This is a genomic window from Sphingomonas sp. Leaf17 (assembly GCF_001421505.1).
Lineage (GTDB): Bacteria > Pseudomonadota > Alphaproteobacteria > Sphingomonadales > Sphingomonadaceae > Sphingomonas.
Map to the genome: position 1 here is coordinate 87,281 of NZ_LMKL01000009.1, position 24,447 is coordinate 111,727.

A 24,447-nucleotide genomic window follows, 5' to 3' on the forward strand; every position below is an offset into this window, starting at 1 on the left:
ACGTCTCCTAAATCCGCTTCGCAGCGGCGATCGCGACCTTGCAGCCCATGCGGATGATCCCGCTCAAAACCGGATAGCCAAACGTCGCCTCCGCGCCATTGGCCAGCGCGTGGTCGCGGTGCTCGACCTCCTCGGCCTGGAAATCGGCGATCGCGGCGGACAGCTCGGGATCGCTGTCGCCCAGTTCGACCAGTTGTTCGGCATAATGCTTGTCGATCTCGGTCTCGACCGCGGCGGTGCAGGCCATCGCCGCGTTCGGCCCCATCGCCGCCGTCACCGCGCCCAGCGCGAAGCCCGCCACGTCCCAGAAGGGTTGCAGTACGGTCGGCCGGACGCCGCGTTCGACGATCATCCGGTCGAAGAACAGCCGGTGCCGTTCCTCCTGCTGCGCCATGTGATGGATCGCGCGCGCGGTCGGATGGCGATCGCCGAAAATGGCGAGCTGGCCCGCATAGATGCGGGTCGCGCCATATTCCCCGGCCTGATCGACGCGGATCATCGCATCGCTGGCGCGGGGCCGGTCGCCGGGCTTCCAGCGGGTCATCGCCCTGGCCGTCATCGCATCGTCCTTCTGTCCGTTCGCATCGTCATCAGGATCACCAACGCGCCACCCAGCGAAAGGATCGCATTATAGCCGGCGAGCGAAATGCCGAACAACCGCCACTGCGCCACGTCGCAGCGGATCAGCGGCGCGTTCAGGATCGAGCGCAGCCGGTCCGCCGCCGTCGCGCCCGACAGGTCGACGGTCGAGGTGCAGGCGGTGAACCCCTGCCACCAGCCATATTCGACGCCCGCATGCGCCACGCCGATCACGCCGCTGACCGCGACCAGCAGCGCGGCCACCACCACCAGCGCGTTCGACAGCCGGCGCGGCATGAGGAACGCCAGCAGCGCCACGACGACCGCCGCATAATGCGGCCAGCGTTGCCAGTGGCACATCTCGCACGGGTACAGCCCGCCGATCAGCTGCGCCCCCCACGCGCCGCCGAGCAACGCGGCGGGCAACAGCAGCGCGATCCAGCGCGCGCGGATCTCGCCCCGGGTCGCGCGGCGGCCGATCACTTGGCCGGTGCCGGCGTCGGCTTCACGACCGGCCGGGTCGCGGCGGCGACCTGCACCGGCCCGCCCAGCCGGGCGACGGTCTTCAGCGCGTAGTAAAGCTGGAAGTCGTCGACGCCCTGTTTCTTCAACTGTTCGGGCGTCATCGCGAAGCGCGGATCGGTCTTGGTATCCTCCTCCAGCACCTTGTTGTCGGCCTTGACCTCGTTGATGAGATGACGGCGCAGATCGGCCTCGCGGAAGACGGGGCGCGTCTTGTAATCCTCGTCGGTCAGCTGCGGCACGGCGATGTCGGGTTCGATCCCGCCCTCCTGCACCGACCGGCCCGACGGCGTGTAGTAGCGCGCGGTCGTCAGGCGCAGCGCGGTCTGCGGCCCGATCTGGAGCAGGGTCTGGACCGATCCCTTGCCGAAGGTCCGCTCGCCCATCACCAGCGCGCGGTGATGATCCTGCAATGCGCCGGCGACGATCTCGGAGGCGGAGGCCGTACCCGAATCGGTCAGCACCACGACCGGCAGGCCGTGCGCGTCGTCGCCGGGCTTGGCATAATAGCGTTCGATGTCGTTCTTCTCGCGCCCGCGCTGCGACACGATCTCGCCACGATCGAGGAACGCGTCCGACACCGCGATCGCCTGCGTCAGCAACCCGCCGCCATTCTCGCGCAGGTCGACGACGTAACCGAGCGGCCGGTGGCCCAGCGACTTGTCGATCGCCATGATCGCCGCGCGCGTGTCGGCGCCGGTGCTTTCGGAGAAGGTGTTGATGTTGATATAGCCGACATCGCCGCGCACTTCCCATTTCACGGGGCGCTGGACGATGACTTCGCGCATCATCGTCACCTCGACCGGCTTGTCGCGGCCGGGACGAACCAGCGTCAGCGAAATCTTGGTGCCGGGCTTGCCGCGCATCAGGCCGATCGATTCGTCCAGCGTGTCGCCGTAGATCAGCTTGCCGTCGATATGCGTGATATAATCGCCCGACTTCACGCCCGCGCGCGCCGCCGGGGTATCCTCCTGCGGGGCGACGACCTTGACCGCGCCGTCCTCCATCTGCACCGTCAGGCCGAGGCCGCCGTAATTGCCCTCGGTCTGGATCCGCAGGTTTTCGTAATCGAGCGCATCGACATAGGAGCTGTGCGGGTCGAGCGCCGCCAGCATCCCCTGGATCGCGCCCTTGATGAGCGTCTTGTCGTCGACCTTGTCGACATAGTCCGCCTTCACCCGGTTGTAGACGTCGAGCAATTGGTCGAACTCGCGATAGGTGTCGGTATCGGCGGCCACCGCCGCGGTCGCGATGCCGACCAGCCCGAGGATCGCGGTCGCGGTAGTCAGTTTGGAACGGGCAGACTTTGGACGGGCAGACTGGGGACGGGTCATCGCGGATCCTGGCATTCGAGAAGTCATGTCACTCTAGCGGCTTCCCCGGCCGTTATCAAAGCAACGATATGGTGAACCGGGGCTGACCCGCCAGGCAGGTCACCCAAGCAGCGCGACGATATCGACCGGGCGACCGCGCCGGCGCAGCTCGACCGTCACCTGTGGATCGTCGCCGGTCGCGGCCAGCCCGACGGCCGCCCCCGCCGTCACCGCCTGCCCCGACTCCACCGACGCGCGCGACAGGCCGGTGAGCAAGGTCGTCCAGCCATCGCCATGGTCGATCACGACGATCACGCCATAGCCGCGAAACGTGCGGGCAAAGCGCACCACGCCCCCCGCCGGCGCGACGACGCGCGCGCCCGGTGCCACCGCGAAACTCAGGCCGCGCGCCCGCACTCCGGCCGCCGACACTTCGTCCAGCCCGGTCACCAGCCGCCCGGCGACGGGCAGGCGATAGGCGGCCGGCGGCATCGGCGGCGGCACGGTGCCGGCGCGCAACGGGCGCGGAATCGGCCCGGGCAGGCGCACGAGGTCGGCGGCGGTCGCGCTCTGGCTGCCGGTCAGGGCCAGCGCATCGACCAGGTCGCGGGCGCGCTCCCCCATCGCCAGCGCACGGTCGGATTCGCTCATCGCCCCGCGCCCCAGCCGCTCGGCGCTTTGCCGGTGCGCCGCCTCGGTCCGCGCCAGCGCCAGCCGATCCGCCTCCAGCCGCGCCCGGCGGCGGCGCAGCGTGGCGGCGGCGGCGGCGGCGGCGGCGTGCAGCCGCTCGATCCGCGCGACCTCGCCGCGCAGCTGGGCGGTGCGCGCGCGGACCACCGGCAGCACGCCGCCCAGCACCGCCCGCACATGCACCAGATCGTCGACCGAACCCGGCTGGACGATCGCGGCCACGGCCGGCCGGCGCGCCAGCGATTGTAACGCCGCGAGCAGCCGCGCGACCGGCGCCTGTCCCTGTCCCAGCCCGGCGCGACGATCGGCCAGCAGCCGGTCGACCATCGCCGCCCGCGCCGCCGCCGCCGCCACGCGCGCCTGTGCGGCGGCGACCTGACCGGCCAGCGCGCGTTCCTCGGCCTGGGCGCGGCCCGCCGCCGTGCGTTCGCGCCGCGCGGCCTGCGTCAACGCGGCGGCGCGGGCGGTGGCGGCGTTCGCGGCCCGGCGCGCCTCCGTCAGCCGCGCCTGCTGATCGGCCAGCGTCGGCGCTTGCGCGGCGGCGTTCGCGGTCAGCAGCACCGCCGCCGTCACCGCCAGCAGGACACCGCGCGTCACCTCACCCTTCGCGGTGATAGGGATGGTTGGCGAGGATGGCGGTCGCGCGGAACAGCTGCTCGGCCAGCATCGCCCGCGCCAGCATGTGCGGCCAGGTCGCGCGGCCGAAGGAAACCAGCAAGTCGGCCTCCCCGCGCGCGGCGTCGTCGAACCCGTCGGCCGCGCCGATCTCGAACCGGCATTCGCGCACCCCGTCGTCGCGCCACCGCCCCAGTTTCTGCGCGAACGCCGTCGATGCCAGCACCTCGCCCTTTTCGTCCAGCAGGATGCGTTTCGTCTGCGGCATCATGTCCGGCACGCGGCCACCGGTGTCGGGCAGTTCGGTGACGCGCGTCGGCCAGACGATCCGCTTCAGATAGCGATCGACCAGATCGGCCTCAGGCGATCGACCGATCCGGCCACGCGCGACGATGTGCAGGAGCATGAATGGTCCGGGATGGAGAAAGGAACGTCTGCCGGACCCTAGCCGCGCGAGCGACGTGCGCGCTACGACCAATCACCGCCATGGTTAACGATTTGTTGGCAGCATGACCGCGATACCCGTCGGCATGACCCCCGCCCGACCGCGCCGACCGTGACGACCAGCCGTGATGCCATGCCCCAGGGCGGGTTGGCGGCCGTGCTGATCGTGCGGGACGAGGCCCGCTGCATCGTCCGCTGTCTGGACAGCGTCCGCCCCTGGGTCGACCGGATCGTCGTGCTCGACACCGGATCGTCCGACGACACGCCCGCGCTGGCCGCCGCCTGCGGGGCGTTGGTGCATCACACCGACTGGACGCACGATTTTTCGGCCGCGCGCAACCGGGCGCTCGATCTCGCCGACGCCGACTGGGCAATGATTCTCGACGCCGACGAATGGATCGAATCGGGTGGCGAACACCTGCGGCCCTGGTGTTCGGCCCCGCCCCGCCTTGGCACCGTGTGTATCCACAGCGGCTATGATCCGGTCGGCGCAGTCGCCACCGGTGCGCCGCCCGCGTCGAACCGCAGCTGGATCACCCGCCTGCTGCCGCGCGGCGTCCGCTATCGGGGCCGCGTCCACGAACAGCCCGTCTCCCCCCTGCCCCGCGCGCGGATCGACCTGCACATCGGCCATGACGGCTATTTCGACACGCAGATGGCGGGCAAGATCGGCCGCAACGCCCCGCTCCTGCTACGCGAACTCGGCGAGCGGCCCGACGATCCGTATCTCCACTATCAACTCGGCACGGATGCGGAGAGCCGCCACGATCACGCGACCGCGTGCGACCGGTACGCCACCGCGCTGGCGCTGACGCCGCCGGCCGCGAACTGGCGACACGAACTGGTCGTCCGGTATCTGCACTGTCTGGGCGAGGCCGGGCGGATCGACGCCGCGCTGACGCTGGCCGAGGCGGAGATGCCGGTATGGGCGGAGTCGCCGGATTTCTTCTTCGTGCTGGGCGACCTGCTGCTGGAACGCGCGATGGCCGATCCGTCGCGGGCGGTCGGGCAATGGCTGCCGCTGGCCGGATCGGCGTGGGAACGCTGTCTCGCGATCGGCGAGCGTCCGGATCTGGAGGGCAGCGTGCAGGGACGCGGAAGCCATTTGGCGGCGCATAATCTGGCGTTGCTGCGATCGCAGCTGGCGATGCTGGGGTCCGCCTAGCCGTCGCCCGATCAGTCCCGCGCGGCCAACCGGCCGGCACGGGACCGGCCGATCACTCGCCGTAGGCGTTGGGCATCGCCGGCGGGGTCGGCGCGTCGCCGAACGCCCACATGCGTTCCAGATTGTAGAAACTGCGCACTTCGGGACGGAACAGGTGAACGATCACGTCACCCGCGTCGATGAGCACCCAGTCGGCGGTCGGCAGGCCCTCGATCCGGGTCAGGCGGCCGAGTTCGCCCTTGATCTTTTCCGCCAGCTTGGCCGCCATCGACGCGACCTGCCGCGTCGACCGGCCGCTGGCGATGACCATGTGGTCAGCGATCGACGACTTGCCCTCCAGCGGGATCGTGATCGTGTCGACCGCCTGATCGTCGTCGAGCGATGCGAGGATCAGCCGGTGCAGCGCCTCGACCTCTTGCGGGTCGGATGCGCGCGGGGCGGTAGAGGGAACGGCCAAGAGAACTCCTAAACTTCATCAAACGGGGGTGCGGCGGCTCGACGGTGCCAGTCGGGATCGGCCGCCCGCAAGCGGGTGGCGGATGTCGGGTCGGGTCGGAACCGCAACAGCACCAGCGCCGGCAACTCCCACGTCGTCCAGTCCTTCGCGCTGGTCGCGGGCCGTCGAAAACGCCGCAACCAACCCATCGCAGGACCTGCAAGGGCGTTGCCTTCATAGCCCGGACGCGCAACGACCGCAATCGGAACCTCACGCGCGATCCCGCGCCAGTCGCGCCAGCTGTGAAACTGCGCCAGATTGTCCGCGCCCATGATCCAGACGAACCGCGTTTTCGGATAGCGCCGCTTCAGCGCGCGGATCGTGTCGCGGGTATAGCGCGTGCCCAGCCGCGTCTCGATATCGGTCGCGCGGATCGGCGCATGGGCGGCGACCCTGCGCGCCGACGCGAGCCGCGCCGCGATCGGCGCCATGTCGGTCGCGGCATCCTTCAACGGGTTGCCGGGTGACACCAGCCACCATGCCTCGTCCAGCGCCAGCGCGCGGATCGCCCCCAGCGTGATCCGGCGATGCCCCCGATGCGCGGGATTGAACGATCCACCAAGCAGGCCGATGCGGGTCATGGCAGCAGAAACCAGTCCTCGCGTTCGTGGCGAACGCGGGCAATCGCGATACCCGGCGGTGTCGATTCATAGATCAGGATATAGGGGGTGCCGCGAACGCGCCACTTGCGCCACGACCGATAGGAGAGTGGCGTGCCCATCGCTGGATAGTCCTGTATCAGGCCCGTGGATCGAATAATGGTTTGCAGGACGCCCTGCGCCAGCGCCGGATCAATATCCGACAGATAATCACGAATGGCGGCAAGATCGTCCGTCGCGGATTGCGACCACAGGACACGGTTCATGCGGCATCACGCCGTATCCCTTCGCCCAGAAACATCGCCTCGACCTGATCCTGCGTGTACACCCGGCCGGCCGCGATATCGGCCTCCCCCGCCTGGATGAAGGCGCGATAATCGCTTTCGCTTTCGGCTATGCGGCGGATCGCCTCGGCGGCAAACTGCGGACTCGTCATGCCGCGCTCCAACGCCAACCGCTCGACCAGCGCCAGCGTGTCCGCATCAAGATCCGTCGTGATCGACGTGCGCGCGTTCATCGCCCGATCCTATGCCCCTCGCCCACCGGCATCAACCCCGCACCTGCCCGGTTCCGCGACCGATCCATTTGTAGGTCGTCAGCCCCTCCAGCGCGACCGGCCCGCGCGCGTGCAGCCGGCCGGTGGCGATGCCGATTTCCGCGCCCAGCCCGAACTCGCCGCCATCGGCGAACTGGGTGGAGGCGTTCCACAGCACGATCGCGCTGTCGACGGCGGCCAGGAACCGTTCGGCGACGGCTTCGTCGGCGGCGACGATCGCGTCGGTATGGTGCGATCCGTGGGCGGCGATATGCGCGATCGCCCCCTCGACCCCGTCGACCAGCGCGACCGAGGCGATCGCGTCGAGATATTCGGTGTCCCAGTCGGCCTCATCCGCCGGCTCGGTGCCGGGCACCAGCGCGCAGATACGTCCGTCGCCCAGCACATGACAGCCCGTCGCCGCCAGTGCCCGCACCAGCGCCGCGGTGTCGGGATAGGCAGCGTCGATCAGCAACGTCTCCATCGCGCCGCACACGCCGGTGCGGCGCATCTTGGCGTCGCACACCACGGCCCGCGCCATCGCCGGGTCGGCCGACGCATCGACATAGACGTGGTTGATCCCGTCCAGATGCGCCAGCACCGGCACCCGCGCCTCCGCCTGAACGCGCGCGACCAGACTCTTGCCGCCGCGCGGGATGATGAGGTCGATCGCGCCGTCCGCCGCCAGCATCGCGCCGACCGCCGCCCGGTCCGTCGTCGGCACCAGTTGCACCGCCGCCTCGGGCAACCCCGCCGCCGCCAGTCCGCGGACAAAGGCGGCATGGATCGCCCGGTTGCTGTGCACCGCTTCCGACCCGCCGCGCAGGATCGCGGCGTTGCCCGCCATGACGCACAGCGCGGCGGCATCGGCGGTGACGTTGGGCCGGCTTTCATAGACGATGCCGATGACGCCGATCGGCACGCGGACACGCGACAGCCGCAACCCATTCGGCCGCTCGCTGGCGTCGATCACCTGCCCGACCGGATCGGCCAGCCCGGCCACCGCCTCGACGCCGGCCGCCATCGCCGCCACGCGCGCTTCGTCCAGCCGCAGCCGGTCGAGCATCGCGCCCGATAGGCCATTGGCGGTCGCCTGCGCCATGTCGCCGGCATTGGCTTCAAGGATCAGCGCGGAGTCGTCGCGCAGCATCGCAGCCGCCGCACGAAGCGCACTGGCTTTGGTCGCGGTCGGCGATGCGGACAGCGTCTGTGCGGTGGTTCGCGCGGCACGGCCCATGCGGGCGATCAGGGTGGTCGGGGTATCGGTCATGGGCGTAACGATACAGGCGGTCCCGCGCCAAAGCCACTCGCGCCTGATGATTCGCGCTGATAGGGTCGCCGCCATGACGGGGGACATCGACGCCGCTGGCGGCATCATCACGGGGGCGTTGCTGGCCGGCACGCTGGACCCGCATGCGCGCGGCATGGCGCATGTAGGGGCGCAGAATGTGGCGGGGGCGCAGGACGCGGCGGGGGCGTTGTGCCTGAACTGCGGCACGCGACTGATCGGTCCGCACTGCCATGCCTGCGGGCAGTCAGGCCATGTCCACCGAACGCTGGGCGCGATCGGCCACGACCTGCTGCACGGCGTGTTCCATTTCGAAGGCCGGATCTGGCGCACCCTGCCGATGCTGGTGCGTCACCCCGGTGCGCTGACCCGCCGCTACATCGCCGGCGAGCGTGCCCGGTTCGTGTCGCCGCTGGCGCTGTTCCTGTTCACGGTGTTCCTGACATTCGCCTTGTTCGGCGCACTCGGCCCCGGCGACCTTGGCGAAGGGATGCGGGCGCTGATGGACGGAACGCGCGCCGAAATGGCGGAAGGGCTGGCGCGCGGCGAAACCCGGATCGCGGCGCTGGAGAAACAACGCGCGATCGCGGTCGCGGCGCGAACGCCAACCACCGACATCGACCAGGCCATCACAGTCACGCGGCGCAACGTGGAGGCGCTGGCCGGAAGTCGGGCCGAACTCGACGCCGATCGCGCGCGCCATCCCGTCCGAACCGGCTGGCCATGGCTCGACCGTGCCATCGTCCAGATGCAGACCAATCCCGGCCTCGTGGCCTACAAGGTCCAATCGAGCGCCTATAAATACAGCTGGGCGCTGATCCTGCTGTCGACGCCCTTCGTCGCCTTGCTGTTCGCGTGGCGGCGCCGATTCCACCTGTACGACCACGCGATTTTCGTGACCTATTCGATCAGCTTCATGTCCCTGCTCGCGATCATGCTGGAGGTCGGACTGGCGATCGGCATCGCCACCGGGCTGATCTGGACGATCTTCTGGCTGGCCCCGCCGGTCCATCTGTTCGCCCAGCTGCGCGGTGCCTATGGCCTGTCACGGCCGTCCGCGTTGTGGCGGACGGTGTGCCTGCTCGTGTTCGCCGCGGTCGTACTCACCCTGTTCGTCGCCGGCCTTGTCGCGATGGGGGTGTCGCACTGAGCCGTGCAACGCGACATCAGGGACAGGGATTGCGCCGGGCGATGACCCGCAGGAAACCGTCCTTCAGCGACATGCCGCGCTGCGCCGCCGGAATTTCCTGCAGGCCGGCGATCATTTCGTCCGACGACATCTTCTTACCCTCGGGCGAGCAATAGAGCGGCGGCTGGCCGGCCTTGGCCCGCGCCTTCTTTTCCGCGTCGATCTGGGTCACCGCCGCGCCGGCCTCGCGCTTCAACAGGCCGATATCGGATGAAAACAGCGCGCGCATGCCCTTCGCCTTGAGCGCCGCGACCTTGGTCAGGAAGGTGTTCACGTCCATCGCCGCGTTGGCGGGACTGGCGAGCGTGACGGTCAGCGCCACCGCCATCAGGATTGTCTTCATGCCGCCACTCCGTCGACCGGAAGGGTCGCGGAGCGATGGTATACGACCCCACCCAAGGTCGCCAGATGCAAAAACGGCGCGGATGGACGAACCATCCGCGCCGCGTGGACCACCGGTCCGATGGCGTCAGGCACCGAGCGGACTCGGCGCACCGAACGGGCCGCCGGGCCGCCGCGTCTTGGGGATCGATGTGCCGGCACGCGGCACGTTCACCGTCATCTTGCCCTTGTCCTGCCGGTCGAGATCCTCACCCGCGATCAGGCGCTTGATCTCGTCGCCGGTCAGCGTCTCATATTCGAGCAGCGCACCGGCGACCGTGTGCAGCTGGTCGATATGCTCGCCCAGCACATGCTTGGCGCGTTCCAGCCCGCCCTCGACGATCCGCTTGATCTCGTCGTCGATCAGTTGCGCGGTCTGGTTCGACATGCGCGCCGGGCGACTGGAGGAATAGCCAAGGAAGCTCTCCCCCTCCGGCTCGCCATATTCCAGCGGGCCGACCGCGTCGGACATGCCCCAGCGGGTGACCATGTCGCGGGCCAGACCGGTCGCATACTGGATGTCGCCGCTCGCGCCGCTCGACACCTTGTCATAGCCGAAGATCACTTCCTCGGCGACGCGCCCGCCCATCGACACGGCAAGGTTCGCGTACATCTTGTCGCGGTGATAGCTGTACGAATCGCGTTCCGGCAGGCGCATGACCATGCCCAGCGCGCGACCGCGCGGAATGATCGTCGCCTTGTGGATCGGGTCCGACGCCGGCTCGTGCATTGCGACCACGGCATGGCCCGCTTCGTGATAGGCGGTCATCCGCTTCTCGTCGTCGGTCATCACCATGCTGCGACGCTCCGCGCCCATCATGACCTTGTCCTTGGCTTCCTCGAACTCGGCCATCGCGACCAGCCGCTTGCCCTTGCGCGCCGCGTGCAGCGCGGCTTCGTTGACGAGGTTGGCGAGGTCGGCACCCGAGAAGCCCGGCGTGCCGCGCGCGATGACGCGGGCATCGACGTCGGGCGCCAGCGGCACCTTCTTCATGTGGACTTCGAGGATCTTGATCCGCCCCTCGATATCCGGGCGGGGCACGACGACCTGGCGATCGAAGCGGCCCGGCCGCAGCAGCGCGGGGTCGAGCACGTCGGGGCGGTTGGTCGCGGCGATGATGATGATGCCCTCGTTCGCCTCGAACCCGTCCATCTCGACCAGCAGCTGGTTCAGCGTCTGTTCGCGCTCGTCATTGCCATTGCCCAGCCCGGCACCACGATGGCGACCGACCGCGTCGATCTCGTCGATGAAGACGATGCACGGTGCCGACTTCTTCGCCTGCTCGAACATGTCGCGGACGCGGCTTGCGCCGACGCCGACGAACATCTCGACAAAGTCCGACCCGGAAATCGTGAAGAAAGGGACGCCCGCCTCACCCGCGATCGCGCGGGCGAGCAGCGTCTTGCCGGTACCGGGCGACCCGACCAGCAGCGCGCCCTTCGGGATCTTGCCGCCAAGGCGGGCGAATTTCGTCGGATCCTTCAGGAACTCGACGATTTCCTCCAGCTCCTCGCGCGCCTCGTCGATGCCGGCGACGTCGTCGAAGGTCACGCGGCCCTCCTTCTGCGTCAGCATCTTCGCACGGCTCTTGCCGAAACCCATCGCGCCCGAACCGGAGTTCTTCTGCATCTGCTTCAGGACGAAGAACGCGATACCCATGAACAGCAGGAACGGCAGCGCCTGCATCAGCAGATACTGCCAGATCGGTGCGCCGTCCTCGGGCTTGGCCGAGATCGTCACGCCCTTTTCACGCAGCTTGGGCACCAGCGTCGAATCCTGGATCGGATAGACGCGGATCGCCTCGCCATTGCTCAGCGTGCCGGTGATGACGTCGCGCGAGATGCTGACGTCCTTCACGGTGCCTTCGTCGACCTTGTCGAGAAACGCCGAGTAGGGCAGCGTGTTGCTGGCCGTGCTTGCCGATCGCCCGTCGATCAACGTCACGAACAAGGCCAGCGTCACCAGGATCGCCACCCAGACGAGCAGGCTCTTCATCCAGGGGTTGGGACCGCCGCTTTCCGGCTGCTTCTCATTGTCGTTCATGGGTCGCGCGTACCTTTCGATCCCAAGATAAGCGCGCCGGGGTTAATGGCAATGGAACAAGATGCGCTTTGCCGCGATCGAAGCCCGTTTGGAAACGCGCCGGCGACATCAAACACGCGCGAGCGCATTTCTAAGGAGACTCATCAGCCCGTCCGACGCGGCGGAGCCACGCGAAAGCGCCAGCGCCCGGCGCGCACCGACGCCACGATCCCCGCCTGGGTCGCGCGCCGTCCATCGGTCAGCGCATCGAGCAGCGATTCGATGTTCGCGCCCTCCGACCAGTCGGGGCGCGTGACGCCGATGGCATCGCGAACCTCGCCGATCGCCCGCCGCGCAAGCCGGCGGCAGACCTCGCGCGGCAGGTCGGTGACATCGACCCACGCCTCGCCGTCCGCAATCACGGCGCGCGCACGCCAGAGCCAGTCGACGACCGCGCGCATGTCGGCATCCGCCTCCGCCAGATAGGTGCCCGACCGGGCGATGCCGGCCGCGTCGAGCCATTCGTGATCGTGCAGCAGCCGGCGATAGCGGGTGCGGTCGTGGCGGTCGTCGGCATTGCTTGGGTCGTCGACGAACGCCAGTTCGCGGCGGCGGACGATCGCGCGCAACTCCGCACGCCGCCAGTCCAGCAGCGGACGGACGACGCGGATCCCGGCGATCTGCGTCACCGGCCGCACCCCGGCCAGTCCCGACAGGCCGCACCCGCGCGCGGCACGCATCAGGAACGTCTCCGCCTGATCGTCGGCATGATGCCCGGTCGCCAGTTGCGCCGCCCCCGCCGCCTGCGCCCAGCCCGCCAGCAGGTCGTAACGCGCGGTTCGCGCCTGCGCCTGGATGCTGGCCCCGGCGATCGGCGTCGTCGGACGCAATGTCGCATGGCGCACGTCCAGCGCGGCGCACATTTCGGCGACCATCGCCGCCTCCGCCGCGGCATCGGCGCGCAGGCCGTGATCGACCGTCGCCGCCAGCACCAGACCCGGCATCGCCTCCGCCGCCAGCGCCAGCATCGCCATGCTGTCGGCCCCGCCCGACACGGCAAGCGCCAGCGGCGCGGCCGGATCCCCGCCGGCCCGCGCCAGATCCGCCGCGAACCGGTCGGCATCGCTGCGTACCGGCACGACGCGCGGTTTCGTTACCATGACCGTCTCATCGTGGCTGGCCTTACGCCCGCAGGCGCGTCACGAACATTTCGCGGCCGTGCGCCCCTTGGCGATATCCGCCTTCATCGCCGGCCCGATCTTCGCACCATAGACGTCGGTCAGCTCGGTATAGACCTTGCACGCGTCCGCCGGCTTGTTCAGCTTCGTCAGCGCCTGGCCGAGAAACAACAGGCTGTCGGGCGCGCGTTCGCCATCGGGCATCTTCTTGTAATTGTCGTAGAACGCGATCGAGGCGAGCGACGGCTTGCCCTCATCCAGATAGGCGCGACCCAGCAGGTTCTGGGCATAGCTGGCGCGCTTGTGCTTGGGATATTTGGCGACGACCGATTTCAGCTGCGCCTCGGCCTGCGGATATTTCTTGGCCGCCCACAGGCGGTATCCGTACATATATTCGTCCTCGCCCGCATCGCCGGTCGACGGCTTCTCGATGCCCGCGACCGCACCGGGGCCGGCGGTGGAGGCGGGTGTCGTCGTCGGCCTGGCGACGGGTCGTGCCGGCGAGGTATCGTCGGACACGTCCGAATCGCTGGTGTCGCCGGCCTCGGCCGCGGTCGGGGCCGGACGGGCCGCCCCCTCCAGCGCCTTCAGCCGCTCGTCGGTGGCACGCTTGTAGGCGGCAAAGGATTCCTCGATCTGCCGGGCGCGGAACTGGTTCTGTTCGATCTGCCCGGTCATCGTCGCCAGCTGCTGCTCCAGCGAGGACACGCGCTGCGTCAGGTCGGTCACCGCACTGGTCGCGGGCACGCCCGGACCGGGGCCGGCGGGGGTCGGGGTCGCGACGATATCCGGCAGGACCAGTTGACCGCCGCCGTTTGGGAAGACCTTGCGCTGAACCGCGCGCATTTCGCTTTCCAGCTTGCCGACGCGTCCCTCAACCGATTGCGCCTGTGCGGCCGCCGGCATCATCGCGGCCGAGGCCAGCAGAGCGATCAGGAACGTCTTCACAGGCACACACCCCGATATGGTTCGATGGACGGGACCAGCATAGCGGAACCACCCATGGTGTCGCCAGCGTTAAGCATTCGGCGGCCCCGCGCGCCGAAACGTCAGGCCGCCAAGGAGCCTAGAACACCATGGACTCAGGGCGCACTGCTGTTGCCGGTCGCCGCCGGCTGTACGGCGCGATTGGCCTGTGCGGTTTCATCGGCCTGGGTCGTCACGCTGGCTGGTCGCTCGCGACGCGACGTCACCCGACGCTCGGTCCGGGATCCGGTCGCCCGCGACGGGGCCGCAGGCGATGGCGTCGCGGCGGGCGTCGTCCCGTTCAGCCGCGCGGCCAGCGCCTCGGCCCCGATCCGCACATCCTTGATCGCCCGGCTGCCGTCACCCAGCGGGGGTACGGCCGACCCGTTCAGCGTGATGGTCAGCTTGTCGGGACGGCCGACGTTGATCATCGGGTTGTTTGCACCGGCCGGCACGTCGAATGCCTGCCCCGGCTTCATCGTGTCCATGTACAGCGTCTCGCCGTCGGCGTCGTAGACCCGCATCCAGACCTCGTCGGTCGCGGCCAGCCGGACCTGGCCGCCGCTGGCCGACGGCGTCGCCACCGGCACCGCCGCGACAACGGTGGCAGGCGGGGTTTCGGTCACCGGCACGCTGCCCGGCGTACCGCCGCGCAACAGGTCGGTCGCATACCACAGGCCGACCAGCACCAGCACCGCCAGCGCAATGCCAAGCGCGGTCAGCGTCACCCCGCGCGAGGGGACGCGTGACGGATCGGCCACCTCATAGGGCGTGAACTCCGGCGTGCGCGGCCCGATCCGGTCGACCTCGGTCCGGACCGCCTGCGCCGCCGCGACCTCGTCGATACCGACCGCGCGGGCATAGGCCTTGGCAAAACCGACCGCATAAGTCGGCGAGGGCAGGCCGGCATATTGCGACAGCTCGATCGCCTCCAGATGCCGCAGCGGGATGCGCGTCCGCGCCGCCACATCGGCCAGACTGAGGCCGTGGGCCTCGCGCGCCGTGCGCAGGATGTCGCCCGCCTTGCCAGCGGCCGCACCGCTCGTGCCGGCGTCACCCTCGGTCATCATTGTCTCCGGCATCGCGGGGCACGACGGTCGCACCCCCTGTCAGGTCCGTACACCGTCTCTCAGACCACCCGGCCCAAGTCAACGCAGGCCAACATGGATTGGTCTGCCGCTCAGGCCAGTTCGACGCCCTGCGCCGCCGCCCAGTCGAGCAGGTCGCCGCGCACGGTGCGCGGGGCCAGCGCCAGCAACCGTTCCGTTTCCGCAACGATCGCGGCGTGATCGAGCGATCGGACCATCGCCTTGATCGGCCCGACCGCCGCCGGGGTGATCGACAGGCGGTCGATACCGATGCCGATCAGCGCCATCGCCTCCAGCGGGCGGCCGCCCATTTCGCCGCACACCGCGATCGGCACGCCCGCCGCCTTCGCCTGCCCGGCCACCCGTTTCAGGAAGCGCAGGATCGACGGGCTGAGCCAGTCATAGCGTTCGGCGAGCTTCGGATTGGCGCGATCGGCCGCGAACAGGAACTGGGTCAGGTCGTTGGTGCCGACCGACAGGAAATCGAGCCGCGGTAGCAGCATGTCGAGTTGTTCGGCCAGCGCCGGCACCTCCAGCATCGCGCCGTAGCGGATCTCGGTCGGCAACCGGCGGCCGCGCCCGGCGACCCAGGCGCGCTGCGCCTCGAACAGCGCCCGGGCCTCGTCGAACTCCCACGGTTCGCTGACCATCGGGAACATCACGTTCAGCGTGCGCCCCGCCGCCGCCTCCAGCAGCGCGCGCGCCTGTACCTTCATCAGGCCGTCGCGCTCAAGCGACAGGCGGAGCGCGCGCCAGCCCATCGCCGGGTTTTCCTCGTCGCCCTCGTCGTCCTTCAGATAGGGGAGCGCCTTGTCGCCGCCGATGTCGATCGTGCGGAAGATGACCGGGCGGTCGCCGGCACCGTCCAGCACCTCCTTGTACAATCGCTGCTGGCGCTCGCGCTGCGGCAGGGTCGCCGACACCAGAAACTGGAACTCGGTGCGGAACAAACCGATCCCGTCCGCGCCGGTCAGGTCCAGCGCCGCCACGTCGTCGCGCAGCCCGGCATTGACCATCACCGTCACCCGGTGACCGTCGGTCGTAACCGGCGGCACATCGCGCAGCGCGGCAAACGCCGCCTTGCGCTTCTGCCGCAGGACCAGTTTCGCGCCGAACGCCTCCTCCATCGCCGCCGACGGCCGCGCGAAGACGTTGGCCCCGGTCACGTCGAGCAACAGCATGTCGCCCTCGCCGATCAGCCGGCGCACGTCGCGCACGCGCCCCAGCACCGGCACGCCCATGGCGCGGGCGACGATGGTGACATGCGCGGTCAGCGACCCTTCCTCCAGGATCACCCCCTTCAGCCGCCGCCGGTCATATTCCAGCAATTCGGCCGGCCCCAGGTTGCGCGCGATCAGGATCGTATCCTGCCGCAGCCCCAGTTGCGCCGCCGTCCCCATCTGACCCGACACGATCCGCAGCAGCCGGTTGGACAGGTCCTCCAGGTCGTGCATCCTATCGGCGAGCAGCGGATCGTCGATCTGCCGCATCCGTTGCCGCGTGCGCTGCTGCACCCGCTCGATCGCCGCCTCGGCCGTCAGGCCGCTGTCGATCGCCTCGTTGATCCGCCGCGCCCAGCCCTCGTCATAGGCGAACATCTTGTAGGTCGCGATGACCTCGACGTGTTCGCCGCCGACGCCGAACTCCGCCTCGCGCGCGATGCCGTCGATCTGCGCGCGCATCTTGTCGAACGCGGCATAGACGCGGTGGCGCTCCGCCTCGGTATCCTCGGCAACGGTGTGTTCGATGGTGATTCGCGGCTGGTGATAGACCGCGCAGCCCGACGCCATCCCGTCGACCAGCTTCAGGCCCGCAATCCGCATCGGCGCGGTCGTCTGGATCCGGTCGGTGCCGCCGCCCGACGCCTCGTCGATCAGTCCGGCGTTGGCGATCAGTTCGCTCAGCACCATCGCAACCGTCTGCAACGCCTCGATCTCGACATCGGCATAGCGGCGGACGTCGCCATGCTGGACCGCCAGCACGCCCACCGCGCGTTCGCGGCGAATGATCGGCACGCCGGCGAAGCTGTGGAACTTGTCCTCGCCGGTTTCGGGCTTGTAGGCGAAATCGGGATGGCTGGCGGCTTCGTCCAGGTTCAGCACCTCGACATTCTGCGCGATCGTGCCGATCAGCCCCTCGCCCGGTGCCAGCTTGGTGACGTGGACCGCCTCCTGCGACAGGCCGCGCGTGGCGAACAGTTCCAGCACGCCTTCGCGCAGCAGGTAGATCGAGCAGACCTCGCTGCCGATCGCCTCGGCGATGATGCCGACGACGCTGTTCAGCTTCGCCTGCGCAGGGGTACGGGCCGCCATTACGTCATGCAGGCGGACAAGGATTTCGCGGGCGGAGGCGACGGCCGAAACGGGCATGGCCTGTGGCTATCAGATCGACCGCGCCGGTGCCATGCCGCAATTGCCGGGTGTACAAACTGATGAATGCAGCGGCGCGGCCCGCGCCTAGCTGACCGCGCCGTCGAACAGCCCGTCCTGCGATCCGGCCGGCGGGTTCAGCCCCAGATGCTTCCACCCGCCCGCGTTCAGCATCCGGCCGCGCGCGGTGCGGGCGATCAGCCCCATCTGGATCAGATAGGGTTCGATCACTTCCTCCACCGTGTCGCGCGGTTCGCTGAGGCCCGCCGCCAGCGTCTCGACGCCGACCGGGCCGCCGCGATAGATATCGGCGATCATCGTCAGATAGCGCCGGTCCATCGCGTCCAGCCCCAGCGCGTCGACCTCCAGCCGGTTGAGCGCGGAATCCGCCGCCGCCCGGTCGACGACCGCATGGCCCGCGACATCGGCGAAATCGCGCACCCGACGCAGCAGCCGCCCGGCGATTCGCGGCGTCCCCCGCGCCCGCCTCGCGATCTCGACCGCGCCATCGGGCGCGATGGCAAGGCCGAGCAGCCCGGCGGCGCGCGTCACGACCCGCTCCAGTTCCTCGACCGTGTAGAATTGCAGCCGCACCGGGATGCCGAAGCGGTCGCGAAGCGGCGTCGTCAACAGCCCCTGCCGCGTGGTCGCGCCGACCAGCGTGAAGCGCGGCAGGTCGATCCGGACGCTGCGCGCGGACGGCCCCTCGCCGATCATCAGGTCGAGCGCGCGGTCCTCCATCGCCGGATACAGCACCTCCTCGACCGCCGGCTGCAACCGGTGAATCTCGTCGATGAACAGGACGTCGCCATCCTCCAGATTGGTCAGCAGCGCGGCGAGGTCGCCCGACTTGGCGATGACCGGGCCGGACGTCGCACGAAAGCCCACCCCCATCTCGCGCGCGACGATCTGCGCCAGCGTGGTCTTGCCAAGCCCCGGCGGGCCGAAGAACAGGACATGGTCGAGCGCGTCGCCGCGATTCTTCGCCGCCTGGATGAAGATGCGCAGGTTTTCGCGCGCCGCCCGCTGGCCGACGAAGTCGTCGAGATTCTTGGGGCGCAGCGCGGCGTCGATATCCTCGCTCTTGCGCGCGGTGGTGACGAGGCGATCGTCGGTCACGTACGCCGCCCGAACAGCAAATTGAGCAGCAGGCAGCCGATCAGCACGCCGACGAACAGCAGCAGTTCGATGGCGGGGATAAAGGCCAGCCGCGCGGCCTCGGCCGGCGACGGATCGGCAAACCCCTCGCGGACCAGGAATACCGCGAACAATGCGGTGGCGACGCTGAACACCACCATCGGATAACGGAACACCGGCCGGCTGGCGGCAAAGGCGATGAGCAACGCAGGGACGATCGGCACCATCAGCGACAGCGGCGTCGTCAGGATCGCGATCCCGCCACCGGGCAGGCCCAGGATCAACGCCTCGACCAGCAGGATCACGGCCAGCGCGGCGGCGGCGGCCAGCCCCAGTTTGAAGCGGCGACGGCTGAGCGGTTCCATTACTTCGCCGCCTTGCGCAGCGCGAGGCGGACCAGCGCGTCGAGCGTGGCCCCCGACCCCAGTTCCTCGTCGGCGGAAGCGACCGCACTCGCCGCCTCGGCCGGGCGGAAACCCAGGTTCAGCATCGCCGATACCGCGTCCGCCGTCGCGCCGGCCAGCGGCACCGACGACAGGCCATCCGCCGGAATGGGCAGGCCGCCGACCTTGTCCTTCAATTCCATCACGATCCTTTGCGCCAGTTTCGGCCCGACGCCATTGGCCCGCGCGACCATCGCCTTGTCGCCGCCGGCGATCGCGCGCGACAGATCCCCCGGTTCCAGCGCCGACAGGATAGCCAGCGCCACTCGAGCGCCGACGCCCTGCACCCCGGTCAACAACCGGAACCAGTCGCGTTCGGCCGCACTGGCGAACCCGACCAGCCGTATGAAATCCTCCGCCACCAGCATTTCGGTATGCAGCATCGCGGCCTCACCCACCGGCCCCAGCGAGGCGAGCGTGCGCGACGACGCGCCGACCAGATAACCGACGCCGCCGACGTCGATGACGGCATGGTCGATGCCGGTGGAGTCCAGCCGTCCTTTGAGATGCGCGATCATGGCGCACAGCGGTAGAACAAAGCGGGAGCGGCGTCATCCCGGGAAAACGGGCCAAAGACCATGGACTGACCTGCAACCGGCATCACGCCGTGAAATCACGCGGCGAATCAAAGGGGGAGGCTTGGCATCGTTCCCGCTTTGTCCGATACCGGCCCGGCAGGGCACCGAACGCGTCGGTCCGCCACCCATCGCCACTACCGGGCCGAACAGCACATCATGACCAAAATCCAGAGTCCGACCGACGCCACCGAACCGCGGGGCGACCTGCAACGCCTGTTCGACGCGACCCGCAAGCGGCTCGTCGACACCGGAACCCGCAACCGGCTGGTCCATGTCAACCGCGACAATGTGCGCGGCAATGTCGTGGCGATCGTCAACGAACGGTCGGACGCGGTCTGGTCGATCCTGTCGGCGGGCCGGACGATGCGGTTCCGCGCGCTGGGGCATGATGGCCCGCGCGATCCGGCGCAGATGACCGAGGTCGTGTTCGCCGATACCGCCGACATCGCCGAACGGCAGGCCGACCTGCTGCTGGAAACCCGCCTTGGCCCCGATGCGCTGGCCAGGAAGCTGCTGGGCATCGCACGCGAGGCACGGACCGCGGAGGAGGAGCAGGGGATCAACATTCTCTACCTCGCGCTTGGGTTCCTGACCTGGTTCGAGGACAAGACATCGCGCGTGGCGCGCGAGGCACCGCTCGTGCTGCTGCCGGTCGAGCTGGTCCGCAACGCGCGCACCTCCACCTACGACCTGCGATTGCGTGACGAGGATCTCATCACCAACCTGCCGCTGCAACAGCGGCTGGCCGACGATTTCGGTATCGCCCTGCCGCCGCTTGAGGTCGGCGATGGCTGGACGCCGGGCGCCTATTTCGCGCAGGTCGAGGGCGTCGTCGCCGACCGCACCGGCTGGCGCGTCGAGCGCGATGCGATGCAGCTTGGCTTCTTCTCGTTCGCCAAGCTGCTGATGTACCGCGACCTTGCGCTGGACGCCTGGCCCGACGGCGCGCTGGAGGCACACGGCCTGACACGCGGGCTGCTGTATGACGGGTTCGCCGCCGAACCGCCGCTGTTTGCGCCCGACGACCGGCTGGACGTCGTGCTGCCGCCGGACAGGCTGTTCCACGTCGTCGATGCCGATGCCAGCCAGGCGCGCGTGATCGAGGAGGTGCGCGCCGGTCGCAACCTGGTGGTGCAGGGACCGCCCGGCACCGGCAAGAGCCAGACCATCACCAACATCATCGCCGCCGCCGCGCGCGAGGGAAAAACGGTGCTGTTCGTCGCGGAAAAGATGGCGGCGCTGTCGGTCGTCCACGACCGGCTGGTGAAGACCGGCCTGCGCGACATCTGCCTCGAACTCCATTCGCGCACCGCCAGCAAGAAGGTGGTACTGGAGGAGGTCGCGCGGACGCTGGCCGCGGCGCAGATGGTGCCGGCGATGCCCGGCGCGCCCGTGGCACTGACCGAGGTGCGCGACCGGCTGAACGCGATCGCAGGCCAGTTGCACGCACCCATTGGCGACACCGGCGAAACCCCGTTTTCGGTGCTGGGGCGTCAGGCGCGCTATATCGGTGCGGGCGCGCCGACGCCGATGCTGGAGACCGAGGCGCTGGCGACGATGAGCCGTGCGACGCTCGACACGCTGACCGAACAGGTGCTGGCGCTTGGCACCGCGCTGGACATCGCGGGACCGGTCGATGCGCATCCGTTCGCGGGCGTCGGTGCGCTGCACCTGCAACCGGTCGCGGTGGCGCGGCTTGCCGGCCTGCTGGCTGAGGCGGCGGAGCAGGCGTCCGCGTTGCGCGCGGCGATCGACGCAGCCCTGACCGCGTTCGGCCTGCCGCTGCCCCGTGCGTTTGCCAGCGCCCCAGCGGTCGCGGACATGCTCGCCCGGCTCGACGATCGGCCGGACGGTGACCCGGCCCTGATCCGCGCGCTGCTGACCGCCGCCGACCCGGCGCGACTGGCGCAGGGACTGGACGCCGCGCGCCGCTGGCGCGCGTTGCGTGATGCCGAGCAGGCGACCTTCGCCGATGCCGCGTTCGACAGCGATCCCGCGCCATGGCGCGCGCCGATCGTCGGTGGCACCGGATCGTTCTTCGCGCGCTGGGGATCGGCCTATCGCGCCGCGTCGCGCGCGCTTGCATCGGTGCTGCCGAACGCCCTGCCGCGCACCGCCGACGACCGGCTCGCGCTGGTCGACCGGTTGCTCGACGTAGCGCGGTTGCGACGCGCATGGGGGGAGGACGAGGCGTTTCTGGCCGCGACGCTTGGGGCCGCGTGGCGCGGCGAACGGACCGATTTCGCGCGCATCGCGGCCATTGCCGACTGGGCCGCGCAAGTACGCGCCGGGCCGCTGACGCTCGATCCCGACCGGGTGATCGCGGTCGCCGCCGATCCGGCGCGCGCGGCCATGGCCACGGCGCTGGACCGCACGCTGCCACCGGCACGGACGTCGATCGACACGGCAATATCCACGCTGATGCTCGACCCCGGCCTGTTCGATGGCGGTATCGACGGCACTGACCTCACGCAGATCGCCGACCGGCTGGCGACGATGGCCCGCCAGACCGATCGCTACGCGGAGTGGACCCGCCTGCGCCGGATCGAACGCCGGCTGGACGAGGCCGGGCTGGCCGCACTGACGGACGCGATGCGCGCGCGGACGTTCGACGGACAGGCGGCAGTCACCGAACTGACCTTCGCGCGCGCGGAACGGTTGTGGCGCGACGCGATCGCCGCATCGCCCGATCTTGCCACCTTCGCCGACCTCGACCGCCATGCGCTCGCCGCCCGGTTCGCGCAGCTTGAACGCGCGGCGCTGGCCGATAACGTCACCGCGATCCTCGCCACGCATCTGGCACAGGTGCCGCAGGGCGCGCAGGGCGAGATGGCGGTGGTGCGCGGCGAGATCGGCAAGAAGCGCGCGCACATGGCGATCCGCCAGCTTTTCCGGCGCGCGCCGGCGGCGTTGCAGCGGATCAAGCCGGTGCTGCTGATGAGTCCGATCTCGGTCGCGCAATATCTGACCCCGGGTGCGCTCGACTTCGACCTGCTGGTCATCGACGAGGCGAGCCAGGTCCGGCCAGAGGATGCGCTGGGTGCCGTCGCCCGCGCGAACCAGATCGTCGTGGTCGGCGACCAGAAGCAGTTGCCGCCATCGTCCTTCTTCGACCGTCTGGTCGCCGACGACGATCCCGACGATGCGCCGGACGACGGCGACACGCCGGACCTGCTCGGCGGTGCGGCGGCGCTCGGTTCGCTCGAAAGCATCCTGTCCCTGTGCGAGGCGCGCGGCCTGTCGTCGCGGATGCTGCAATGGCATTACCGGTCGCGCGATCCGTCACTGATCCGCGTGTCGAACCGCGAATTCTACCGCGACGCGCTGATCCTGCCGCCCTCCCCGCTGGAACACGACCCCGCCTATGGCCTGATCTTCACCCGCGTCGACGGCGTGTACGACAAGGGCGGCAAGCGCGACAACCGGCTGGAGGGCGACGCGATCGTCGCGCGGGTCGCGGAACACGCCCGTGCGCATCCCGACCTGTCGCTGGGCATCGTCACCTTCTCGTCGGCGCAGCGCAACACCATCACCGAACTGCTGGACTATGCCCGCCGCACCGATACCGCGCTCGACGCCTTCCTGCGCGAGGGACAGTCGGAGGACGTGTTCGTCAAGAACATCGAAAACGTGCAGGGCGACGAACGCGACGTCATCCTGGTGAGTGTGGGCTACGGCCCGACCATCCCCGGCGGGCGGCTGACCAGCATGACCTTCGGCCCCGTCAACAGCGAGGGCGGCGAGCGGCGGCTGAACGTGCTGTTCACCCGCGCCCGACTGCGCTGCGAGGTGTTCGCCTCGTTCGATCCGGGCGACATCGACATCGCCCGCGTCGCGCGGGAGGGGCCGCGTATCCTGAAACGGTTCCTCGATTACGCGCAGTCGGGGCGGATCGAGGAAGCGACCGTCACCGGCCGCGCCGCCGATTCCCCGTTCGAGGAGGATGTCGCCGACGTGATCCGCAGCCTTGGCTATCTGGCCGATCCGCAGGTCGGCTCGGCCGGGTTCCGCATCGACCTGGGCATACGCCATCCCGACACGCCAGGCACCTATGTGCTGGCGGTCGAATGCGACGGCGCGACCTATCACTCGGCGCTGTGGGCGCGCGAGCGCGACCGGTTGCGGCAGGATGTGCTGGAGCATCTCGGCTGGCGCTTCCACCGGATCTGGAGCACCGACTGGTTCCATGACCGCGCGGCCGAGATCGCGCGGTTGCAGGCAGCCCTGGCCGAGGCGCGCACTGCCACCGCGCACGGCGTGACGCTGGACGGGGCCAATGCGCGGCGGGGCGGGACGACCGACGCGCCGCCGCCCGCGCATCTGGTGGTGATGCCCGAGGCTCCGGTGCGGGTCATGCCGGCCTATGTCCGCGCCGACTTCACGGTCGACACCGACGCCGAACCCCACATGGTCGCCGTGGCGGAACTGGCCGCACTGGCCCGTGCGATCGTCGAAGTCGAGGGTCCGGTCCATGTCGAGGAAATCGCCCGCCGGATCGCCGCCAGTTTCGGCCGCGACAAGGCGGGCCGGCGCGTGCTGGTTGCGACGCAGGAGGCGCTGGCCGCGACCGACCTGCAAAAGGACGGCGACTTCTGGTTCACGCCTGCGCAAGGCATAAATCCGCCGGTGCGCGACCGGTCGGCGGAGACGGGCGCGACCGTGAAGGCGGATGCGCTGTCCGACCTGGAGATCCGCGCCGCGCTGGCCATCGCGCGCGCCGACAATGCGGGCGGCAGCGACGACGACCTGATCCGCACCGCCGCCCGGCTGATGGGCTTTCGCCGGGTCCGCGCGGACCTGCAGGCGCGGATCGGAAGCGGGCTGGCCGGCTGACGGTCGCGTGGCCAGT

General features: G+C 69.5%; 22 protein-coding genes. 3 read left to right on the forward strand and 19 right to left on the reverse strand.

Annotated elements, in window-relative coordinates; genetic code table 11:
- Positions 1-7: 7 nt before the first annotated feature.
- From ASE75_RS14240 to ASE75_RS14260, 5 genes are all read right to left on the reverse strand, one after another.
- The gene (locus tag ASE75_RS14240; RefSeq protein WP_235512802.1) at positions 8-559 is read right to left on the reverse strand and encodes a demethoxyubiquinone hydroxylase family protein; all 552 of its coding nucleotides are present in this window, start codon (positions 557-559) and stop codon (positions 8-10) included.
- Positions 556-1,059 carry a disulfide bond formation protein B gene (locus tag ASE75_RS14245; protein ID WP_055934898.1) on the reverse strand — a complete coding sequence of 168 codons (504 nt, stop codon included), beginning with the start codon at positions 1,057-1,059 and terminating at the stop codon, positions 556-558. The genes ASE75_RS14240 and ASE75_RS14245 overlap by 4 nt, the downstream gene beginning before the upstream one ends.
- Positions 1,059-2,435, reverse strand: coding sequence for a S41 family peptidase (locus ASE75_RS14250; protein ID WP_055934761.1), 1,377 nt, complete (start codon positions 2,433-2,435; stop codon positions 1,059-1,061). Before ASE75_RS14250 ends, ASE75_RS14245 begins: the two co-directional genes overlap by 1 nt.
- A 99-nt stretch (positions 2,436-2,534) precedes the next feature.
- Positions 2,535-3,701 (reverse strand): murein hydrolase activator EnvC family protein, encoded by a 1,167-nt coding sequence (locus tag ASE75_RS14255; protein ID WP_235512804.1) that lies wholly within the window; start codon positions 3,699-3,701, stop codon positions 2,535-2,537.
- A gap of 1 nt (position 3,702) precedes the next feature.
- Positions 3,703-4,125 carry a 23S rRNA (pseudouridine(1915)-N(3))-methyltransferase RlmH gene (locus ASE75_RS14260; protein ID WP_055934764.1) on the reverse strand — a complete coding sequence of 141 codons (423 nt, stop codon included), beginning with the start codon at positions 4,123-4,125 and terminating at the stop codon, positions 3,703-3,705.
- A gap of 150 nt (positions 4,126-4,275) precedes the next feature.
- Between ASE75_RS14260 and ASE75_RS14265 the strand changes: the two genes are divergently transcribed.
- On the forward strand, positions 4,276-5,328 hold the full coding sequence (locus tag ASE75_RS14265) for a glycosyltransferase family 2 protein (RefSeq protein ID WP_235512806.1): 1,053 nt from the start codon (positions 4,276-4,278) through the stop codon (positions 5,326-5,328).
- Positions 5,329-5,380: 52 nt separating this feature from the next.
- Here the strand turns inward: ASE75_RS14265 and rsfS are convergent, their stop codons facing one another.
- Genes rsfS through ASE75_RS14290 form a run of 5 tightly spaced genes read right to left on the reverse strand, consistent with a single transcriptional unit; the run spans position 5,381 to position 8,228 of the window.
- Positions 5,381-5,785: a ribosome silencing factor gene (gene rsfS / locus ASE75_RS14270; protein ID WP_055934768.1), complete on the reverse strand. Its 405-nt coding sequence runs from the start codon at positions 5,783-5,785 to the stop codon at positions 5,381-5,383.
- An 8-nt stretch (positions 5,786-5,793) separates the two neighbouring features.
- Positions 5,794-6,405, reverse strand: coding sequence for a nicotinate-nucleotide adenylyltransferase (locus ASE75_RS14275; RefSeq protein ID WP_055934770.1), 612 nt, complete (start codon positions 6,403-6,405; stop codon positions 5,794-5,796).
- A complete protein-coding gene (locus ASE75_RS14280) occupies positions 6,402-6,689 on the reverse strand; it encodes a type II toxin-antitoxin system RelE/ParE family toxin (protein WP_055934772.1) in 288 nt (95 codons plus the stop codon). The genes ASE75_RS14275 and ASE75_RS14280 overlap by 4 nt, the downstream gene beginning before the upstream one ends.
- On the reverse strand, positions 6,686-6,940 hold the full coding sequence (locus tag ASE75_RS14285) for a CopG family ribbon-helix-helix protein (protein WP_055934774.1): 255 nt from the start codon (positions 6,938-6,940) through the stop codon (positions 6,686-6,688). The genes ASE75_RS14280 and ASE75_RS14285 overlap by 4 nt, the downstream gene beginning before the upstream one ends.
- Positions 6,941-6,971: 31 nt before the next feature.
- Positions 6,972-8,228 carry a glutamate-5-semialdehyde dehydrogenase gene (locus ASE75_RS14290; protein ID WP_055934776.1) on the reverse strand — a complete coding sequence of 419 codons (1,257 nt, stop codon included), beginning with the start codon at positions 8,226-8,228 and terminating at the stop codon, positions 6,972-6,974.
- Between the two features lie 73 nt (positions 8,229-8,301).
- On the opposite strand from ASE75_RS14290, the gene ASE75_RS14295 reads away from it, so the two are divergent.
- A complete protein-coding gene (locus ASE75_RS14295) occupies positions 8,302-9,396 on the forward strand; it encodes a DUF3667 domain-containing protein (protein ID WP_055934778.1) in 1,095 nt (364 codons plus the stop codon).
- Between the two features lie 16 nt (positions 9,397-9,412).
- Here ASE75_RS14295 and ASE75_RS14300 read toward each other — a convergent pair whose 3' ends face one another.
- The 9 genes from ASE75_RS14300 to ruvA all read right to left on the reverse strand — a co-directional run bounded on the left by ASE75_RS14300 (position 9,413) and on the right by ruvA (position 19,538).
- Positions 9,413-9,778, reverse strand: coding sequence for a hypothetical protein (locus ASE75_RS14300; protein WP_055934780.1), 366 nt, complete (start codon positions 9,776-9,778; stop codon positions 9,413-9,415).
- Positions 9,779-9,904: 126 nt separating this feature from the next.
- Positions 9,905-11,860: an ATP-dependent zinc metalloprotease FtsH gene (gene ftsH / locus ASE75_RS14305; RefSeq protein ID WP_055934782.1), complete on the reverse strand. Its 1,956-nt coding sequence runs from the start codon at positions 11,858-11,860 to the stop codon at positions 9,905-9,907.
- Positions 11,861-12,003: 143 nt separating this feature from the next.
- Positions 12,004-12,999 (reverse strand): tRNA lysidine(34) synthetase TilS, encoded by a 996-nt coding sequence (tilS, locus tag ASE75_RS14310; RefSeq protein ID WP_055934784.1) that lies wholly within the window; start codon positions 12,997-12,999, stop codon positions 12,004-12,006.
- 39 nt (positions 13,000-13,038) lie between these two features.
- Complete coding sequence (locus ASE75_RS14315; RefSeq protein ID WP_055934786.1) at positions 13,039-13,965, reverse strand: tetratricopeptide repeat protein; 927 nt, start codon at positions 13,963-13,965, stop codon at positions 13,039-13,041.
- A 134-nt stretch (positions 13,966-14,099) separates the two neighbouring features.
- Complete coding sequence (locus ASE75_RS14320) at positions 14,100-15,050, reverse strand: helix-turn-helix domain-containing protein (RefSeq protein WP_082464016.1); 951 nt, start codon at positions 15,048-15,050, stop codon at positions 14,100-14,102.
- 113 nt (positions 15,051-15,163) lie between these two features.
- Positions 15,164-17,440 (reverse strand): phosphoenolpyruvate--protein phosphotransferase, encoded by a 2,277-nt coding sequence (ptsP, locus tag ASE75_RS14325; protein ID WP_055934790.1) that lies wholly within the window; start codon positions 17,438-17,440, stop codon positions 15,164-15,166.
- An 87-nt stretch (positions 17,441-17,527) separates the two neighbouring features.
- Positions 17,528-18,559, reverse strand: coding sequence for a Holliday junction branch migration DNA helicase RuvB (gene ruvB / locus ASE75_RS14330; protein WP_055934792.1), 1,032 nt, complete (start codon positions 18,557-18,559; stop codon positions 17,528-17,530).
- Positions 18,556-18,942 carry a hypothetical protein gene (locus ASE75_RS14335; protein WP_055934794.1) on the reverse strand — a complete coding sequence of 129 codons (387 nt, stop codon included), beginning with the start codon at positions 18,940-18,942 and terminating at the stop codon, positions 18,556-18,558. Before ASE75_RS14335 ends, ruvB begins: the two co-directional genes overlap by 4 nt.
- Positions 18,942-19,538, reverse strand: coding sequence for a Holliday junction branch migration protein RuvA (ruvA, locus tag ASE75_RS14340; RefSeq protein WP_055934796.1), 597 nt, complete (start codon positions 19,536-19,538; stop codon positions 18,942-18,944). The genes ASE75_RS14335 and ruvA overlap by 1 nt, the downstream gene beginning before the upstream one ends.
- 216 nt (positions 19,539-19,754) lie before the next feature.
- Between ruvA and ASE75_RS14345 the strand changes: the two genes are divergently transcribed.
- Complete coding sequence (locus ASE75_RS14345; protein ID WP_082464010.1) at positions 19,755-24,431, forward strand: DUF3320 domain-containing protein; 4,677 nt, start codon at positions 19,755-19,757, stop codon at positions 24,429-24,431.
- Positions 24,432-24,447: the final 16 nt, after the last annotated feature.

Excerpts from the sequence above, each read along its gene's own strand:
- ASE75_RS14240 (WP_235512802.1), bottom strand. The coding sequence starts at position 559 with ATGACGGCCAGGGCGATGACCCGCTGGAAGCCCGGCGACCGGCCCCGC.
- ASE75_RS14250 (WP_055934761.1), bottom strand. The coding sequence starts at position 2,435 with ATGACCCGTCCCCAGTCTGCCCGTCCAAAGTCTGCCCGTTCCAAACTG.
- ASE75_RS14260 (WP_055934764.1), bottom strand. The coding sequence starts at position 4,125 with ATGCTCCTGCACATCGTCGCGCGTGGCCGGATCGGTCGATCGCCTGAG.
- ASE75_RS14275 (WP_055934770.1), bottom strand. The coding sequence starts at position 6,405 with ATGACCCGCATCGGCCTGCTTGGTGGATCGTTCAATCCCGCGCATCGG.
- ASE75_RS14280 (WP_055934772.1), bottom strand. The coding sequence starts at position 6,689 with ATGAACCGTGTCCTGTGGTCGCAATCCGCGACGGACGATCTTGCCGCC.
- ASE75_RS14285 (WP_055934774.1), bottom strand. The coding sequence starts at position 6,940 with ATGAACGCGCGCACGTCGATCACGACGGATCTTGATGCGGACACGCTG.
- ASE75_RS14290 (WP_055934776.1), bottom strand. The coding sequence starts at position 8,228 with ATGACCGATACCCCGACCACCCTGATCGCCCGCATGGGCCGTGCCGCG.
- ASE75_RS14295 (WP_055934778.1), top strand. The coding sequence starts at position 8,302 with ATGACGGGGGACATCGACGCCGCTGGCGGCATCATCACGGGGGCGTTG.
- ASE75_RS14300 (WP_055934780.1), bottom strand. The coding sequence starts at position 9,778 with ATGAAGACAATCCTGATGGCGGTGGCGCTGACCGTCACGCTCGCCAGT.
- ftsH (WP_055934782.1), bottom strand. The coding sequence starts at position 11,860 with ATGAACGACAATGAGAAGCAGCCGGAAAGCGGCGGTCCCAACCCCTGG.
- tilS (WP_055934784.1), bottom strand. The coding sequence starts at position 12,999 with ATGGTAACGAAACCGCGCGTCGTGCCGGTACGCAGCGATGCCGACCGG.
- ASE75_RS14320 (WP_082464016.1), bottom strand. The coding sequence starts at position 15,050 with ATGACCGAGGGTGACGCCGGCACGAGCGGTGCGGCCGCTGGCAAGGCG.
- ptsP (WP_055934790.1), bottom strand. The coding sequence starts at position 17,440 with ATGCCCGTTTCGGCCGTCGCCTCCGCCCGCGAAATCCTTGTCCGCCTG.
- ASE75_RS14335 (WP_055934794.1), bottom strand. The coding sequence starts at position 18,942 with ATGGAACCGCTCAGCCGTCGCCGCTTCAAACTGGGGCTGGCCGCCGCC.
- ruvA (WP_055934796.1), bottom strand. The coding sequence starts at position 19,538 with ATGATCGCGCATCTCAAAGGACGGCTGGACTCCACCGGCATCGACCAT.
- ASE75_RS14345 (WP_082464010.1), top strand. The coding sequence starts at position 19,755 with ATGACCAAAATCCAGAGTCCGACCGACGCCACCGAACCGCGGGGCGAC.